Origin of the sequence: Micromonospora sp. LOL_014 (assembly GCF_048060245.1) — a bacterium.
Classification (GTDB): domain Bacteria; phylum Actinomycetota; class Actinomycetes; order Mycobacteriales; family Micromonosporaceae; genus Micromonospora_E.
The window spans coordinates 1-15,680 of record NZ_JBHMIP010000053.1; the positions used below are offsets into that span (position 1 = coordinate 1).

Below are 15,680 nucleotides of genomic sequence, written 5' to 3' on the forward strand. Positions count from 1 at the left end.
CCGTCGCCGCACCCGACACCCCGACCCCGCCACACGACCACTCCCCGATCCGAGCCGCCTCATCCTCCGGCGTCGGGTCGATCTCGCTCAGCGGCCGGTCCGGGTCGTCCAGGACGCGCCGCAGCAGCGTCTCCCAGTGCCCGGCCAGGACCCGGATGGTCGCGGCGTCGAACAGGTCGGTGGCGTACTCGACCTCCAGCCGCAGCCCCTGCGCGCCGCGGAAGACCGACCAGGTCAGGTCGTACTTGGCGGTGCCGGTCGGAACCGCGCTGCGCTCGACCGTCACGCCGTCGTCCAGGGTGGCCGGCCCGTCGTCCTCGTGCAGGGCGAAGACGACCTGCACGACCGGGCTGTAGCCGAGGTCGCGCTTGGGGTGGAGGTGGTTGACCGCCATGTCGAACGGGACCCGGCCACGCGTCAGGGCGTCCAGGACACCGGCCCGGGTGCGGACGACGAGCGCCCGGAACGTAGGATCACCAGCCAGGCTGGTCCGGATCACCAGCGAGTCCGCGAAGAAGCCGACCATCTCGTCCAGCGCCGCCGGCCCGCGCCCGGCCGTCGGGGAGCCGAGCACCACGTCGTCGCCACCGGAGTGCCGAGCGACGAGCGCCTGGAACGCGGCGAGGAGCACGACGTACGGGGTGACGCCGGCGTCAGCGGCGAACCGTTCCAGCGCGGCGGGCGGGACGTCCCCGAGTTGGACGTGTTCCACAGCGCCGCGGTAGCTCAGCTCGGCCGGGCGGGGCCGGTCCGCGCCCAGGTCCAGCACGGCCGGCGCGCCGGACAGGGCGGTGGTCCACGCGTTCAGGGCCCCCGCGTCGGCCGCCGCCTGGGCCGTGTCGCGCTGCCACAGGGCGTAATCGGCGTACTGGACGGGCAGCGCAGCGGACGGCACGCCGCCGGCCCGATACGCCTCGGTCAGCTGGCGCTGGAAGACCTCGAGCGACCAGCCGTCGCAGGCGATGTGGTGGAAGGTCAACTGGAGCCAGTGCTCGTCGTCGGCGAGGCGGAACAGATGCGCCCGCAGGAGTGCGCCTCGGGCCAGGTCGAACGGGCGGGTGGCGTACTGTTCGACGGCCTGCCGGGCCCGAGCCCGGGCGTCCGCCGTCCCGGTCAGATCCGTGACCGGGCAGGGCAGCCCGCGGTCGGGCGACACCCGCTGGAGCGGCCCGTTCGGCCCCTCCTCGAAAACGGTGAACAGCACGTCGTGGCGGGCCGCGACGGCGCGGACGGCGCCGGCGAGCCGCTCGGCGTCGAGCGGGCCGCTGAAGCGAAGAGTGATCGGCATGTTGTAGACGGGGCGGCCGGCCAGCCAGCGGTCGAGGAACCAGAGCCGCTGCTGTCCGAAGGAGAGCGGACCCCGCTGCGTCTCGCGGGGGCGCAGCATCGCCGGGGCGGATTCCCACATGTCCGTGTGAAGGCTTCCCATGATTCCCTCTCCGCTGGTTCGCCAAGTTTTCCCAAGGGATCACAGCGCACATTAGGAATGGCGGTCAGCAGCAGTCAAGAGGACCGGACGCGGGAGAAAGAGAAACAATGGGGAAACGATAGCCGCGATATCCGATAGACCGGCAATAGCATTTCCGGAACCTCGCCCTCGGGATAGGGTAAGACCATTCCCACGGCGGTGTCGGCGGGTGCCCGCCGGCCTCTACGGTCGCAGTCAGCACCGGCGAAGGCAGCCGGGCCGAGAGGGACGCGGCGATGGTGGATCTGACGACGGTGGACGATTTGCTCGGCGTGCCGGCCGGGCGTCCGTCCTGGCGGGCTGCGGCCATGGCGGTCGAGCAGCGGGCGCTGGCGACCCGGCGCTGCGCGCGATCTCCCGGTGCGCCGGCGACCGCGACCCGTTCATGTCCATCGTGGCCGGTCAGCTGATGCTCTTCCTGGTCCGCGAGATCGGTCTCGGCGCCGGCACGGTCGGGGCGGCCGCGCTCACCGCTGTGGCGCGGCCCGGGCGTGGCCAACGCGGCGGGCATGGCCGAGGTCAGCCGGTCGGACCGGTGATCCCGTGCTGGTACGCGAAGACCGCCGCCTGGAGCCGGTCCCGCACGTCGAGCTTCTGCAGCAGATGCGACACGTGGTACTTGACGGTGGGCCGGCTCACCAGCAGGTGCGCGCCAATTTCCTCATTGGACAGCCCGCCGGCCAGCAGCGAGAGCACCTCCAGTTCGCGAGGCGTCAGCCGGGCGAGCGTCGGCGGGACGGTGCGCGCCACCCGGTCCACCACCGAGCCGGCCAGCCGGGCGGACAGGAACCGCCGGCCGCCCGCCACGGCCCGCGTCGCGGCGTCCAGTTCGGCCTGTTCGCAGCCCTTGTGCAGCATCCCGAGGACGCCCGCCCGCAGGCCCTCCACCACGCGCTGGTCGCGGTCGTCGAGCAGGAGCAGCACGGCCGGCACTGGGAGATCGGCCCGGGTACGCCGGGCGAGTTCGACGCCGTCCACCTCCGGCGGCGTCTCGTCCACGATCAGCACGTCCGGACGCAGCGACCGGACCAGCCCGAGCGCCCGCCGCTCGTCGGCAGCCTCCCCAGCGAGCACGGCACCGGGAGAGCCCTCGACCACGGCGCGCAGCCCCATCCGGGTCAGCGTGTGCGCGGCGCAGATCAGCACCTGGGTCATCGGCGTGCTTCCTTCCAGGGAAGACGGGAAGTTCCAGACAGGCGATCGGAGAAGCGATGAAGACGCGATGTCGAAAAAGACAATCGGGAGATGAGCCATGACCCAGTCGGATCTGAAAGCACGCGGAGCGGGGAATGCGGTCCTGGAGCGCCATGCCGGGCTTCGGATCGACGGTGCGCGAATGATCGAGGAATTGGAACTGCTCGGCGAGATCGGTGCCGATCCGGCCGGCGGGGTGACCCGGCTGGGGTTGAGCGCGCAGGAGAACGCGGCGCGCGATTTCCTCCGGGACCGGTGCGGCGCGGCCGGCCTGCACGTCGAGACGGACCCGGCCGGGAATCTGTTCGCCCGCCGGCCGGGGCCGCCCCGCGCCCCCGGGCCGGTCCTGCTGGTCGGCTCGCACATGGACACCGTCGTGCAGGGCGGCCGGCTGGACGGCGCGTACGGGGTGATCGCCGCCTTGGAGGTGCTGCGGGTCCTCCATGAGCACCGCGTCGACCTGCCGGTCGAGATGGTCGTCGTCGCCTTCGCCAACGAGGAGGGGGCGCTGATCCAGGCGCCGTTCTGGGGCTCTCGGGCGTTGTGCGGCTCGCTGGAGAACCCGCTCGACGCCACCGACCGGGCCGGGCGTCCGGTCAGCGCGTACCTGACCGAGTCGGGCGGCACGCCGGAGCGGCTGGCCGACGCGGTCTGGCCGCCGGGCAGCGTGGCCGCCTTCCTCGAACTGCACATCGAGCAGGGCCCGTCGCTGGAACGGCACGGGGTGCCGGTCGGTGTAGTGGAGGGCATCGTCGGGCGCACGATCCTGGACATCGACGTGACCGGCGAGGCGCAGCACGCCGGGACCACGCCCATGCCCGACCGCCGGGACGCCCTGGTCGCCGCGGCCGAGATCGTGCTCGCCACCCGGCGGATCGCCGCCGAGGACGGGGTGTGCACGACCGCCACCACCGGTTACCTGACCGCCACGCCCAATGTCACCAACACCGTCCCGGGCGAGGTGCGGCTCTCTGCCGAGGTACGCGACACCGACCCGGTCCGGCTGGCGCGGGGCGAGGCCGTCCTGCGGGAACAGTGCGCCCGCGTGGCGGCGGCCTCCGGATGCCGGATCGGGGTGCGGGCCGCGATGCGGTCGCGTCCGGTGTCGACCGCGCCTCCGCTGCGCGGCGTGATCCGGGAGGCGGCCGACCTGCTCGGGCTGAAGCACCGCACCATGCCGAGCGGGGCCGGGCACGACGCCCAGATCGTGGCCCAGCTCGCGCCGATCGGGATGATCTTCGTACCCAGTAGCCGGGGGGTCAGCCACGCGCCGGGCGAGGACACCTTGCCCGGCGACCTCGTCAACGGCGCGAACGTGCTTCTGCACACCGTCCTGGGCGCGCAGGCCGAGCTGGGTCGGCCGGGCGGTCACGGCTCACCGTCCGGGTAGGAGCCGGCGGGCTCCCGGCGATGGGGGCCCAGCGGCTCGGCGAAGGTCACCGTGCACATCGCCAGGCCCCACGCGTGTTCGGTGAAGCCGGCCGCGGTCGCCTGCCGCACCGCCCGCAACACCCAGAAACGCTCCTGCCGGTACCAGTCCGGGTCCGCGGTGATCAGTTCCGCCCGCGGGCCCGGCAGTTCCCACCGGCTCGCCCCGTTTCCGGCCAGCCGCAGGTCGTCGCCGCCCTGCCGCCGGTGCGCCGTCTCGGACAGGTGCAGCAGCGCGCCCAGTAGCCGCTCCAGCGCCTTCCGCAGTGCCGGGTCGTCCTCCGGCGGCTGCCGGCGGCGCGCGTAGCCGAGGATCCAGCCGGGCACCCAGTACCGCGTCCCGCCCGGGCCGGGCCGGACGACAAGCAGGTCCGCGTCGGCGAGTTCGTCGCACAGCGCCTCCGCCCGGGCGACGTCCACGTCCAGCAGTGGCGCGCCCACCCATGCCGGGAAGTCGGGCGCCTCGACCAGTGGCAGCAGCCGGAAGAGGCGGCCCGCGTCGTCGCTCAGGCCGGTGTACGCGTGGTCCACGCCGGTCTGTGCCTCCAGGTCGTCCAGCCAGCCGGAGCCGCTGCCCAGCCGGGCCACCAGGTCGGCGACCGTCCAGTGCGGTCGCGCGGCGAGCCGGGCGGCGGCCAGGCGCAGGGCGAGCGGCAGGTAGCCGCACACCTCGTTCAGGGCCACGGCGGCCTGACGGTCGGCGTCGATCCGGGCATGCCCGGCGATCCGGGCACCGAGCTCCAGGGCGCTGCTCTCGGTGAAGGGCACGAGCCGGACGCGGACGCCGGCGGGCAGGCCCGGCAGCGGCTGGCGGGACGTGATGATCACCCGGCACCGGGACGTGCCCGGCAGCAGCGGGAACACCTGGCTCTCGGTGAGCGCGTCGTCGAGAATCACCAGGGCGCGCCGGTCGGCCATGAGGTCGCGGTAGGTCTCCGCCCGTTCCTCGGTGCCGTCCGGGATGTCCCGGTCGTCCAGCCCGTACGCCCGCAGGAACCGCCCGAGCACGTCGTACGGGTTCTCCGCCACGCCCTGCCGGGAGAGCCGGGCGAAGAGCTGCCCGTCCGGGAACTGCGGGGCGAGCAGGTGGGCGGCGTGCACGGCGAGCGTGGTCTTGCCGACCCCGCCGCGGCCGCTGACCACCGCCGTGGGTACCGCGGTCCCGCCGGTCCGATCGGGTGCCGCGAGCAGCCGGGCGAGGCTTTCCCTCCGTCCGGTGAAGTCCACGACGTCGGCCGGCAGCCGGCGTGGGCCCCGGCTCTCCGCAGCCGGTGCCGGCGGGGGCGTCGGCGCTGGCGGGGGCGTCGGCGCTGGCGGGGGCGTCGGCGCGGCCGGGCCGGCCAGGGCCGGGTCGTGGGCGAGGATCCGCCGGTAGAGCGCGACCAGTTCGCCACCCGGCTCGATGCCCAACTCGCCGACGAACCGCAGCCGCGCCTTGTGGTACTCGTCCAGTGCCTCGGCCTGCCGGCCGGCCCGGTACAACGCGGTCATCAGCAACGCCAGCAGGCGCTCCCGGCGGGGGTACGCGGCGACCAGTGCCAGCAGCTCGCCGGCGAGATCGTACGCGGTACCCGGGCCGTGTGCCAGCTCCAACGCCAGGCACTCCTCGTGCACGGCCAGGCGCTGCTCGTCGTATCGGGCGGCCACCGCGCGGACGACGTCGCCGCCGATACCGGCCAGCGCGCGGCCGGTCCACAGCGCCAGTGCCGAGCGCAGCCCGGCCACCGCGCGCTGCGGGGCCGCAGCGCGCGCCGCCGCGCGGGCAGCCGCAACGCGGGACTCGAAGACGTGCAGGTCCAGCTCCCCGTCGGCGACCCGCAGCCGGTAGCCGGGAGCGCGGGTGTCGATCGGATCGCTGCCCAGGGACAGCTGACGGCGCAGGGACGAGACGCAGATGTGGATCTGGCTGCGGCTGGTGGTGGGCGGCGCCGTGCTCCACACGCCCTCGACGAGGCGGTCGATGGGCACGACCCGGTTGGCGTCCATGAGCAACAGGGCGAGAACGGTCAGCTGACGCCTGCCCCTGACATCGACGGCGGCACCCTCGTGTCGGGCTTCGAGAGGGCCGAGAATCCGGTATTCCATCGCTCGCTCCGTGGTTCGTAGCGATCGGTCACCGCCGGGACCATGCCGGGCGATGATGCCCTGGTCACGTACGGTGGAATCAGACTTGCCCGCCTCGCGGCGGGTCGCATCCGGCAAGGTCCCGCACATTTCTCGCCCGGCCTGCCGATCAGCGGTCGGCGCCGGCCCCGGTGCGCGTGCCGGTGGCCCGTGACAGCCCTGGCCGGGCCGGTCGTCGCGCCTGGCCCCCCGCGCGGACCGGACCGGTCGCAGAAATGTGGGTGTCCGACCCCCATGACGACGCGCGGGGCGGACCGGCATCGTTCTCCGCATGACCGCGACCGGCGCCTCCGCCACCTCCGGCGGAACCCTCCTCGATGCCGAGTGGTGGGCGCCAGCGCTGGCCCTGCACGAGCGGACCCGGCCCGGCGCCGCAGCCGTCCCGGCAGGGCTGGACCTCGGCGACCCGTTCACCGCCCGCGTCGCCGACCTCGGGCTGGACCCGGACGCGATGCGGACGCTGCGCGCCGAGCCGGCCGCCGCGCTCGCCGCCCGGACCACCCGGCCCGCGTGGGTGGCGACCGCCGAACGCGCCGTCGCCGACGCGGTGCCGGCCACCGGCGCCGAGATGGACGGCGAATGGCGGGACGCGTTCGGTTGGGTGCTCCGGCCGTTCGCCGACGACGCGGTCCGACGGATCGCGGCCGGCCTCGACCCCGTCGCCGCCTGGCTCGACATCCCGAGGGTCACCCGGCGAATCGGCATCGCGCTGCGCCGCGGCCTGGTCGACCTCGCCGCCCGTACGCTGGTCGCCGAGCTGCACCGGTGGGGCGCCCTGGGCCGACTGACCGGTGACGACGAGCGGGCCCGGTTCCTCGACTTCGCCCGCGGCATGGCGGCCGCGGACGGCCTGGCCGAGCTGCTCACCGGCTATCCTGTGCTGGCGCGGCTGCTGGCCCAGGCCAGCGACGCCGCCGTGGCGGCCACCCGGGAACTGCTCGACCGCCTGGCCGCCGACCGCGCCGAGGTGGTGGACGCGCTGCTCGACACCACCGACCCCGGCCCGGTCGTCGCCATCGTGGCCGGTCGCGGTGACCGGCACCACGGCGGCCGGACCGTCGCCTTCGTCGACTTCGCCGACGGCAGCCGGGTGGTCTACAAGCCGCGGGACGTGACCACCCAGGTCGTCATGGGCCGGTTCATCGACCGGTTGTCGGCCGCGCACCCCGAGCTGTCCCCGGGTACCGTGCGCACCCTCGCCCGCCCCGGCTACGGCTGGTCCGCGTACGTGGCGGCCCGGGAGCTGCCGGACCGGGCCGAGGCCGACCGGTTCTACCGCCGGCAGGGCGCGCTGCTGGCCCTGCTGCACGTGCTGCGCACCACCGACATGCACTACGAGAACCTCGTCGCGGACGCCGGCACCCCGGTGCTGATCGACACCGAGACGCTGTTCAACGCCGAACTGGTCGCCCCCGGCGCCGCCGACCCGGCGGCCGAGACGCTGGCCTCGTCGGTGTACCGCACCGCGCTGCTGCCGTTGCTCGTGGTCGGCGAGCAGGGCGTCGCTGACCTGTCCGGGCTCGGCGGCGACCGCGGCGGCCACTGCCCGACGAGCGTGGTGGACTGGCTCGACGCCGGCACCGACCGGATGCGGCTCATCCGGCGGCCGTTCGCGATGACCGGCTCGGCCAACCGGCCTCGGCTGGCCGGCGTCGACCTCGACCCGGCCGACCACGAGCAGGCCATCGTGGTCGGCTTCCGGCAGGCGTACGACTTCGTCACCGGGCATCGCGCCGAGTTCGCCGCCCTCGTCTCCGCCTGCGCCGACCTGGAGATCCGGGTCATCACCCGGCCCAGCTGGATGTACGCCACGATCCTCGACGAGACCACCCACCCGGACCTGCTACGCGACGCGCTGGACCGGGACAACGCGCTTTCCGTGCTCTACGCCAACCGCACCGGCAACCCGCTGCTCGCCCAGCTCATCGGGCACGAGATCGCCGCGATGTGGAACGGCGACGTGCCGATGTTCCTGGCCTCGGCCGGCTCCGGCGAGCTACAGACGCCGGAGGGCGCCCGCCTGCCGGTGCCGCTGCCCCGGGCCGGAGTGTCCGCCGCGCTCGACACTCTCGCCGGACTGTGCGAGGTGGACCGGCGACAGCAGGAGTGGATCATCTCGGCCACGCTGGCCACCCGCCGCGGCGCGCCCGCGCACCCGACGCCCCGGCCCGGCTCACCCGCCCCGGCGAACCCCACCATCCCGGTCGTGCACCCGGACGCCCTGCTCGCCGCCGCCCGCACGATGGCCGACGGGATCGTCGCGAGGATGTCCGGCGAGGAGCGGATCAACTGGCTCGGCCTGGAGCACGTCGACGGCCAATGGCTGGTGCTGCCGATGGGCGCGAGCCTGGGTACCGGCTACCTCGGGGTGGCCCTGTTCCTCGCGCAGCTAGCGTCGGTCACCGGCATCGACCGGTACGCCGGGCAGGCCCGCGGTGCGGTATCCGGCGCACCCGCGCTGGTCGACCTGTTCACGTCCCGCCCCGAACTGGTCGAGGCGGTCGGCTGGGGCGGCCTGACCGGGCTCGGCGGGATCGCGTACGGCCTGGCCCGGCTCGGCCTGCTGGTGGACGACCCGGCCCTGTGTGAGAGCGCCGCGCGCCTCGCCGGCCTCGCCGCGCGCTCGGCACCGGCGGCGACCGCCCCGGGCTGGGCCGACGGTCTCGCCGGCCGCCTGGCCGCGCTGTCCGCGGTACGCCGCGACCTCGGCCTCGGGTCCGCTCCCGTGACGGAACTGGACTGCGCCGACCAGCTCGCCCAGATCGCCGACCGGGAAACCGGTCCGCTGCCGCTGTCCTTCGCCGACGGGCTCAGTGGGATCGGCTGGGCGCTCGCCCGGTACGGTCCTCGGCCGGGCCACCGAGCGGCCGGTCGCCGGCTGGCCGCGCAGGTGGTGGCCCGCGCCACCGACAGCGGCGGGCTCCCGGCCGGCGGCTGGTGCAATGGCGGCCCCGGCCTGGCCCTGGCCGGCGCCTGCGTGCCGCACGAGGCATCGGCCGCGGACGTGACCGCCCTGGCGGACGGCCCTGCCCACCGCGACCAGTCGCTGTGCCACGGGGAGCTGGGGGTGCTCGAGGTGCTCTCGACGATCGCCGGTCCGTCCGGGGACCCCGGTTCGCCCGCCGCGCCGGCACTGCGTCGGCACACCGGGCGGGTGCTCGACGCGCTGCGCCGCCGTGGCCCGGTGTGCGGGGCGCCCGGCAACGTCGTCACGCCCGGGCTGCTGACGGGTCTCGCCGGGATCGGGTACGGGCTGCTCCGGCTCGCCGCGCCGCGCGAAGTGCCCTCCGTCCTGCTTCTCCAGCCCGTTTCCGACCTGCACCGAACCGTCGACAGTCCGGCAGAAGGGATCTGATCCGTGGCCGAGAATGACAATGAGAACAACCAATCCACCACCGAACACGCGGTCGGCCACATGCGCCTGCTGCCCTCGGTGACCTTCGGGGTCCGCGCGGCCGTGCTGGCCCAGATCGCCCTGCCGGTCGCCGTGGTCACGGCCGGGATCGTCGCCGGCGCGCAAGGCACCGGCGCGGAGAATCTGGTCACCATGGAGACCACCTGCTGCCCAGATACAAGGTAGCACCGGCCCGACGAGGGCAGCCCACGACGGCCGTTGTCAAGCTGTTACCTCGCCGGTTCTCCGAGTAAAATTCGGGGTCATGCGTCCGCATTCGACTGCGCTGATCGGCCGGGAACGCGAGGTGAGCGCAGTCGAGAGCGCCTTGGCCGAGGCCCGCAGCGGCCGCGGTGGCGCGGTCTTCATCACCGGCGAGCCCGGCATCGGGAAGTCCCGCCTGCTGTCAACGATCACCGAGATCGCGTACACCGCCGACATGCGGCTGATGCGGGGCCGGGCCAGTGCCATCGGCCCGGCGACCCCGCTACGGCCGCTCATGGAGGCGATCCTCTACCTGCTGCGGATGGAACAGGTAGACCCGGCCGCGCTCGGGCCGTACGGGCCGGTCCTCGGCCGGATGGTGCCCGGGTGGGGCGCCCCGCCGACCAGAGGCGGCGGCGAGTCCCTGGTCGTGCTCGCCGAGGCGACCCTCCAGCTCATCGGCCTGGCCGGCCGCGACCACGGGTGCCTGCTCACGCTGGACGACCTACACGACGCCGACGCCGAGACCCTCACCGTACTCGAGTACCTCGTGGACAACGTGGACATGCAGCCCACATTGCTCCTCGGCGGCATCCGCGAGGGCGACAGCGTGGCGTACGCGCTGGCCCGCACCGCCGCCCAGCGCGGCCGGTGCGCCCTGATCGAGCTGAGTCCGCTACGCCGCCCGACGTTGCGCCGGATGGCCGGCGCCTGCCTGGAGGTCGACGGGTCGCTGGTGCCCGAGACCGCGATGGAGTTGCTGTGGGCCGGCAGCGCCGGAAATCCGTTCATGGCCGAGGAGATGCTCAAGGTCATGGTGGACGACGAGGTGCTCGTCCCGGACGGCGACGCGTGGCGGCTCGGCGATCATGCGGACGCGGTCACCCCGGAACTCACCCGTCCGCTGTCCCGACGCGTGGCCATCCTCGGCCCGCAGACCCGCGAGGTGCTGTCGGCGGCGGCCACCTTCGGGCCGCGTTTCCCGCTCGCCGTCGTGCAACTGGCTACCGGACTGTCCGACCGGGTCATGCTGAGCCTGCTCCAGGACGATCTGGCCGGCCATCTGGTCGCCCCGGACGAGCACGCCGCCGACTGGTACGCGTTCCACCACCAGCTCAGCAGGGACGCCGTCCTGGCCCATCTGGACCGCGCGGACCAGGTGCGGCTCGCCGGCACCGTGGCCGACGCGGTGGACACCCTCTACCCCGACCACCACGGAGAGTGGTGCGAGGTCGCGGCGCGGCTGCGACTGGACGCGGGCGACCGCCTCGCCGCGGGCCGGCTCTTCGCCGAGGCCGGCCGGCGCGCACTGACCGCAGGCGCGGCCGCCTCTGCGGTATCCCTTCTGGACCGGGCATGCGACCTGCTGACCGACGCGCCGGCCCGGGCCGACGCTCTGGAGCAGCTGCTGCTCGCGCTGGCCGAGGCCGGCGAGGTGGAACGGGCGCTCGCCTCGATCGACACCCTCGACCAGGTACGCGGGCTCACCGCCCGGCGGCGCGCCCACCTGCACACCCAGGTCGCCTGGGCGGCGGCGGTGGCGGGGCGGGTCGAGGAGGCGACACAGCAGGTGGACGCGGCGAGGGAACTGCTCGGCCCGGTCCCCGCCCCGGAGGACATCGCCCCGGTCGACGTGGTGGCCGCGCACCTCGTCCTGGACACCACCGGCATCGACCAGTTCGCCCACGCGGAGCGGCTTGCCCGCCAGGCGGCCACCGTCGCCGAGTCCGTACCGCTGCCGGTCGTCGCCTGCCAGGCATGGCAGTTGCTCGGCGCAATCGTCCGGCATCGCGACCCGGACGAGGCGACCCGCTGCCTGGAACGGGCCAATGCCCTGGCGGTCCGGCACGGCCTGCCGATCTGGGAGGTCCACGCGCTGGTCCGGCTCGGCAACGACGACGCGCTGCGACACGGCGACACCACCCGGCTGGAACAGGCTCGCGACAAGGCCGGCCAGGCCGGCGCCGTGACCGCCCGCTACCAGGCCGAGGCGAGCATCGCGCTGCACACCATCCTGCGCGGCGACCACACCGCCGCGCGCACGCTCATCGACCAGGTGCTGGGCTCCACTGTGCGGCTGAAGCTGCTGGAGACCACGCGCTATCTGCTGCTGTTGCGGGCGGTCTGCGCCGGGCACCAAGGCGACCGTGGCGAGATGACCTCGGCGCTGGCCGAGTTCCAGCGATGGGGCGGCAACCTCGCCCTGCACGCGCCGCGGGCGCACGGGCTCGCCGGGGCGTTCTGCGCGCTACTTGGCGAGGACCGACGGCTGGCCCACGACGAGCTGGCCCAGGCGATGTCCGCTCTGAACAGCGGCCCGAGCGTCTACTACCTGTCCGGTCGGCATGGCCTGCACCTGCTCCTGCGGGTACTGGCCGGGGATGCCGACTGGCCGGAGTACGACGCAGTGGCCGTCGACCCGGCGAGCGCCCTGCGCTGGGACCGGCAGTTCGCCCTCTTCGCGTACGCCGTCCTGCTCGGCCGTTCCGGGCGGGGCGTGGAGGCAGCGGACGCGGTAGCCGCGGCCCTGACCGCAGCGGAGCCCTTCGAGATGAGCCGCAACCTGGGCCTGCGGCTGGTCGCCGAGGCCGCGATCGAGGACGGCTGGGGCGACCCGGCCGGCTGGCTGCGCACCGCCGAGCGCTACTTTCACGACCGCAACGTCCGCCGGGTGGCCGGTGCCTGTCGGGCCCTGCTGCGCAAGTCGGGCGCGCGGGCCCCGCAGCGCCGCGACGGCGTCGACCGGATCCCGCCGGCGCTGCGGTCGGTGGGCGTCACCGCGCGGGAGTTCGAGGTGCTGGGCCTGCTCGTCGGCCGCCTGGGCAACCAGGAGATCGCCGACCGGTTGCACCTGTCGCCGCGCACCGTGGAGCGGCACGTCGGCAACCTGATGGCCAAGACCGGCCTGCCGAACCGCATCGCCCTTGGCGAGTTCGCCGCCGATCTTCTCGACGACACCCCGGTCCGCAGATCCGCCGGCTGACCTTGTACCTGCCGAGAATGTCATCCGGGCAGGTCAGGCGGCATGTTCGTATTCGTGAAGGATGCCGCCGAGGCGGTCACGTCGGTGGATGTTCAGGCGGGCGAGACGGTCCGGGTCGGTGATCGGTTCGGGCAGTGGCGCGAGTGGCCGGACGTTGGAGATGCCCTGATGAGGGCGATGCTCGTTGTAGGAGACCTCGTATTCGCGGAGCGCGTGCCGCAAGTGCCGCTGGTTGAGGATCAGCGTCCGGTCGAGGAGTTCACGCCGGCAGGTCCGGACCCAGCGTTCCATCACCGCGTTCATCCGGGGTATCCGGACTCCGCTGAAGACCATGTCGATACCGGCGTCGGCGAGGACGGTGTCGAACAGGACCGGGTACTTGCCGTCCCTGTCCCGGATCATGTATTTCACCTGGCAGCCGGCGTCTTCGAGGTCCATCACCAGGTTGCGTGCGGTCTGGGCCACCCAGCCTGCGGTCGGGTGCGCGGTGGCACCGAGGATCCGGATCCGGCGGGTGGCGTGCTCGATGACGGCCAGGACGTAGAGACGGGTGCCAGTCAGGGTGGTCGTCTCGAAGAAGTCCGCGGCGATGACGGCGTGGGCCTGGGAGCGCAGGAACGCCGCCCAGGAGCTGCTGGTGCGCTGAGGTGCCGGATCGACGCCCGCCTCTTTCAGGATCTCCCAGACGGTGGACGCAGCGACCTTGACGCCCAGCACGAGCAGTTCGCCGTGGATACGGCGGTATCCCCACGCAGGGTTCTCCGAGGCCAGGCGCAGGACCAGCCGGCGGATCGACCGGACGATTCGTGGCCGCCCGGCCTGGTGAGGCCGGGAACGGCGGGCGTGCCGCCGGGCGGTCAGGTCCCGGTGCCAGCGCAACACGGTATCCGGGCGCACCAGCAACCGCAAATGGTTCAGCACGGTTCGCAGCAGCGGATGCAGCAGAGCCGCCAGCCACGCCCGATCCGCAGGGGCGAATCGGACCCGGTCGCCGTGCAGTTGCCGTTCGAGCACCATGATCTGTCGGGTCGGACCGGGGCGCGGTTCCGGCATTCCTGCCGGTCGGGGTCATGCAGGAGACCGTGGATGGCGTGTCCCAGGCGAAGATCGGCTGCATCATCGCGGCGATGCGTCACGAGCGCTACCGATTCGCCCCCGTCCGGCGGGTCCACATCCCAAAAGGAACGGGAAGACCCGCCCGCTGGGACTGCAGACCTGGTCGGACAAACTCGTCGGCGAGGTGGTGCGCTTGTTGTTGGAGGCGTACTACGAGCCGGCGTTCTCCGACCGGCAGGGCTCAGGCAAGGTGGCGATATGCCCGGTGTGAGCGTCGTGGGCGGACACTCCCGGTCGTGGTGATATAAGGTCGGGCGCGGCCTTTCGTTGATCATCCAGGTGTCGAAGCTGAGATGGATCAATCGAGGACCGCGCCCGTTGGAAACATCAACGCTGATCGGTGTGCTGGCGTCGCACGCGGATCAGGTCGCAGTGCCGTTGCCCGCTTCGTGCCGGACGAGTCTGGCCGAGGCGTTGACCGTGGTGCCGGATCGGCGTGACCCGCGGGGTGTGGTGCATCCCCTGGTCGGGGTCCTGGCCGGCCGCGGTCGCCGCTGTGCTGGCGGGTGCCCGGTCGGCAGCCGCGGTTGCGGAGTGGGCCGCAGACGCCCCGCAGTCGGTCCTGGCCGGCCTGGGGGTGTGGCGTGATCCGCTGACCGGCTGGCATCGGGCGCCGGACGAGTCGACCTTCCGCAGGATCCTGGCCGGTGTCGACGCCGACGCCCTGGACGATGCGATCGGCCGGTGGATCATCACGGCCGGCGCGTCGACGCGCCCGGACCGGCGGGTGTACAGCGTGGACGGCAAAACGTTGCGGGGCAGCGGGCCGGCAGGCGCCCAGGTGCACTTACTCGCCGTGCTCGACCAGCACACCGGCGCCGTGCTGGGCCAGGTCGACGTCGACGGCAAGACCAACGAGCTGACACGGTTACGGCCCCTGCTGGAAGCTCTTGATCTGACCGGGGTGCTGGTCACCGCCGACGCGTTGCACACCCAGCGCGAGCACGCCCGCTGGCTGACCGAGGACAAGCAGGCCGGTTACGTCTTCACCGTGAAGAAGAATCAACCGCGTCTGTATCGGCAGCTCAAGACCCTGCCCTGGGCGAAGATCCCGATCCAGGACCAGTCCAGTACCCGTGGACACGGCCGCTACGACATCCGCCGGCTGCAAGCGGTGACCTGCACCGGCCCGCTTGCCCTGGACTTCCCGCACGCCGTACAGGCACTACGCGTCCGCCGCCGCCGACTCAACGTCCGGTCCAGGTCCCGTACCCAGTCGGCGATCGCGGCGAAGGTGCACGCCCCGGCCAGCACCGCGCACACCGCGACGGCGAGCACGCTGACCAGGGGGTAGCGGCGACCGCGCGGATCACGCGGGTCGGGCACTGCCCTCAACGCGACGAACAGGCTGCGACGCTCGCTGTTGGTGACCGCCGCCGGTGGTGGCGTATCGGTGGGTCGGTGTGGCAGCAGAATCTCGGTGGGTGATGATGGCATCGGCGGGTGCGGTCCTTCTCGTGATCATGTGGCTTCGCAACTTCATGATCACCAACGGGCCGCGCCCGTCCTGCGGAGGATTCCGATCGGCTGGTCGATGCCGAACGCGAACTGTCCGGCCAGGCCAGGCTGGGCCTGGCGAAGACGGACCACGTGTGTGCCCCGTCACGGGGATTCTTCGGCATGAAAGGTCGACGTGTCAGATGACCGAGGCGAAGAGCATCCCCTGGCCCGATGGCTCAACGAGCAGTCGGAGCCGCGTGCGGAGCCGCCAGGGTCATTGCGTAGTGGGGTAACTGCTGGTCACGGTCGTGATGAGGTCGTGGGGGCGG

Annotated in this window: 9 protein-coding genes and 1 pseudogene; 5 read left to right on the plus strand and 5 right to left on the minus strand. The window is 73.2% G+C overall.

From position 1 onward, the window contains the following. Together ACFHW1_RS27835 and ACFHW1_RS27840 are read right to left on the minus strand one after the other, a co-directional pair. On the minus strand, window positions 1-1,429 hold a 1,429-nt coding region (locus ACFHW1_RS27835), incomplete at its 3' end, for a condensation domain-containing protein (RefSeq protein WP_416616537.1). 558 nt (window positions 1,430-1,987) lie between these two features. After that, entirely contained in the window at window positions 1,988-2,623 is a 636-nt protein-coding gene (locus ACFHW1_RS27840; RefSeq protein ID WP_416616539.1) for a LuxR C-terminal-related transcriptional regulator, read from the minus strand. Between the two features lie 97 nt (window positions 2,624-2,720). Here ACFHW1_RS27840 and ACFHW1_RS27845 point away from each other — a divergent pair, with 97 nt between their 5' ends. Then, window positions 2,721-4,052 (plus strand): Zn-dependent hydrolase, encoded by a 1,332-nt coding sequence (locus ACFHW1_RS27845; RefSeq protein ID WP_416616541.1) that lies wholly within the window; start codon window positions 2,721-2,723, stop codon window positions 4,050-4,052. Here the strand turns inward: ACFHW1_RS27845 and ACFHW1_RS27850 are convergent. Beyond that, complete coding sequence (locus ACFHW1_RS27850; RefSeq protein WP_416616543.1) at window positions 4,031-6,175, minus strand: BTAD domain-containing putative transcriptional regulator; 2,145 nt, start codon at window positions 6,173-6,175, stop codon at window positions 4,031-4,033. The two genes, ACFHW1_RS27845 and ACFHW1_RS27850, sit on opposite strands and share 22 nt — an antisense overlap. Before the next feature lie 310 nt (window positions 6,176-6,485). Here ACFHW1_RS27850 and ACFHW1_RS27855 point away from each other — a divergent pair, with 310 nt between their 5' ends. The 3 genes from ACFHW1_RS27855 to ACFHW1_RS27865 all read left to right on the plus strand — a co-directional run bounded on the left by ACFHW1_RS27855 (window position 6,486) and on the right by ACFHW1_RS27865 (window position 12,795). Next, window positions 6,486-9,569 carry a type 2 lanthipeptide synthetase LanM family protein gene (locus tag ACFHW1_RS27855; RefSeq protein ID WP_416616545.1) on the plus strand — a complete coding sequence of 1,028 codons (3,084 nt, stop codon included), beginning with the start codon at window positions 6,486-6,488 and terminating at the stop codon, window positions 9,567-9,569. A 3-nt stretch (window positions 9,570-9,572) separates the two neighbouring features. Further along, window positions 9,573-9,794, plus strand: a complete 222-nt coding sequence (locus tag ACFHW1_RS27860) for a hypothetical protein (protein WP_416616547.1) — start codon at window positions 9,573-9,575, stop codon at window positions 9,792-9,794. A 79-nt stretch (window positions 9,795-9,873) separates the two neighbouring features. After that, window positions 9,874-12,795, plus strand: a complete 2,922-nt coding sequence (locus ACFHW1_RS27865) for an AAA family ATPase (RefSeq protein ID WP_416616549.1) — start codon at window positions 9,874-9,876, stop codon at window positions 12,793-12,795. Between the two features lie 33 nt (window positions 12,796-12,828). On the opposite strand, the gene ACFHW1_RS27870 is transcribed toward ACFHW1_RS27865, so the two are convergent. Continuing rightward, window positions 12,829-13,812, minus strand: a complete 984-nt coding sequence (locus ACFHW1_RS27870; protein WP_416616551.1) for an integrase core domain-containing protein — start codon at window positions 13,810-13,812, stop codon at window positions 12,829-12,831. Window positions 13,813-14,407: 595 nt separating this feature from the next. Between ACFHW1_RS27870 and ACFHW1_RS27875 the strand changes: the two genes are divergently transcribed. Then, a complete protein-coding gene (locus ACFHW1_RS27875; protein ID WP_416616553.1) occupies window positions 14,408-15,205 on the plus strand; it encodes an ISAs1 family transposase in 798 nt (265 codons plus the stop codon). Here ACFHW1_RS27875 and ACFHW1_RS27880 read toward each other — a convergent pair. Then, window positions 15,145-15,348 (minus strand): annotated as a pseudogene (locus tag ACFHW1_RS27880) (transposase family protein); the annotation flags it as partial. The gene ACFHW1_RS27875 and the pseudogene ACFHW1_RS27880 sit on opposite strands and share 61 nt — an antisense overlap. Between the last annotated feature and the right edge of the window lie 332 nt (window positions 15,349-15,680).

Coding starts and splice junctions, on each gene's coding strand:
- ACFHW1_RS27865 (WP_416616549.1), top strand. CDS start 9,874: ATGCGTCCGCATTCGACTGCGCTGATCGGCCGGGAACGCGAGGTGAGC.
- ACFHW1_RS27850 (WP_416616543.1), bottom strand. CDS start 6,175: ATGGAATACCGGATTCTCGGCCCTCTCGAAGCCCGACACGAGGGTGCC.
- ACFHW1_RS27870 (WP_416616551.1), bottom strand. CDS start 13,812: ATGGTGCTCGAACGGCAACTGCACGGCGACCGGGTCCGATTCGCCCCT.
- ACFHW1_RS27845 (WP_416616541.1), top strand. CDS start 2,721: ATGACCCAGTCGGATCTGAAAGCACGCGGAGCGGGGAATGCGGTCCTG.
- ACFHW1_RS27840 (WP_416616539.1), bottom strand. CDS start 2,623: ATGACCCAGGTGCTGATCTGCGCCGCGCACACGCTGACCCGGATGGGG.
- ACFHW1_RS27855 (WP_416616545.1), top strand. CDS start 6,486: ATGACCGCGACCGGCGCCTCCGCCACCTCCGGCGGAACCCTCCTCGAT.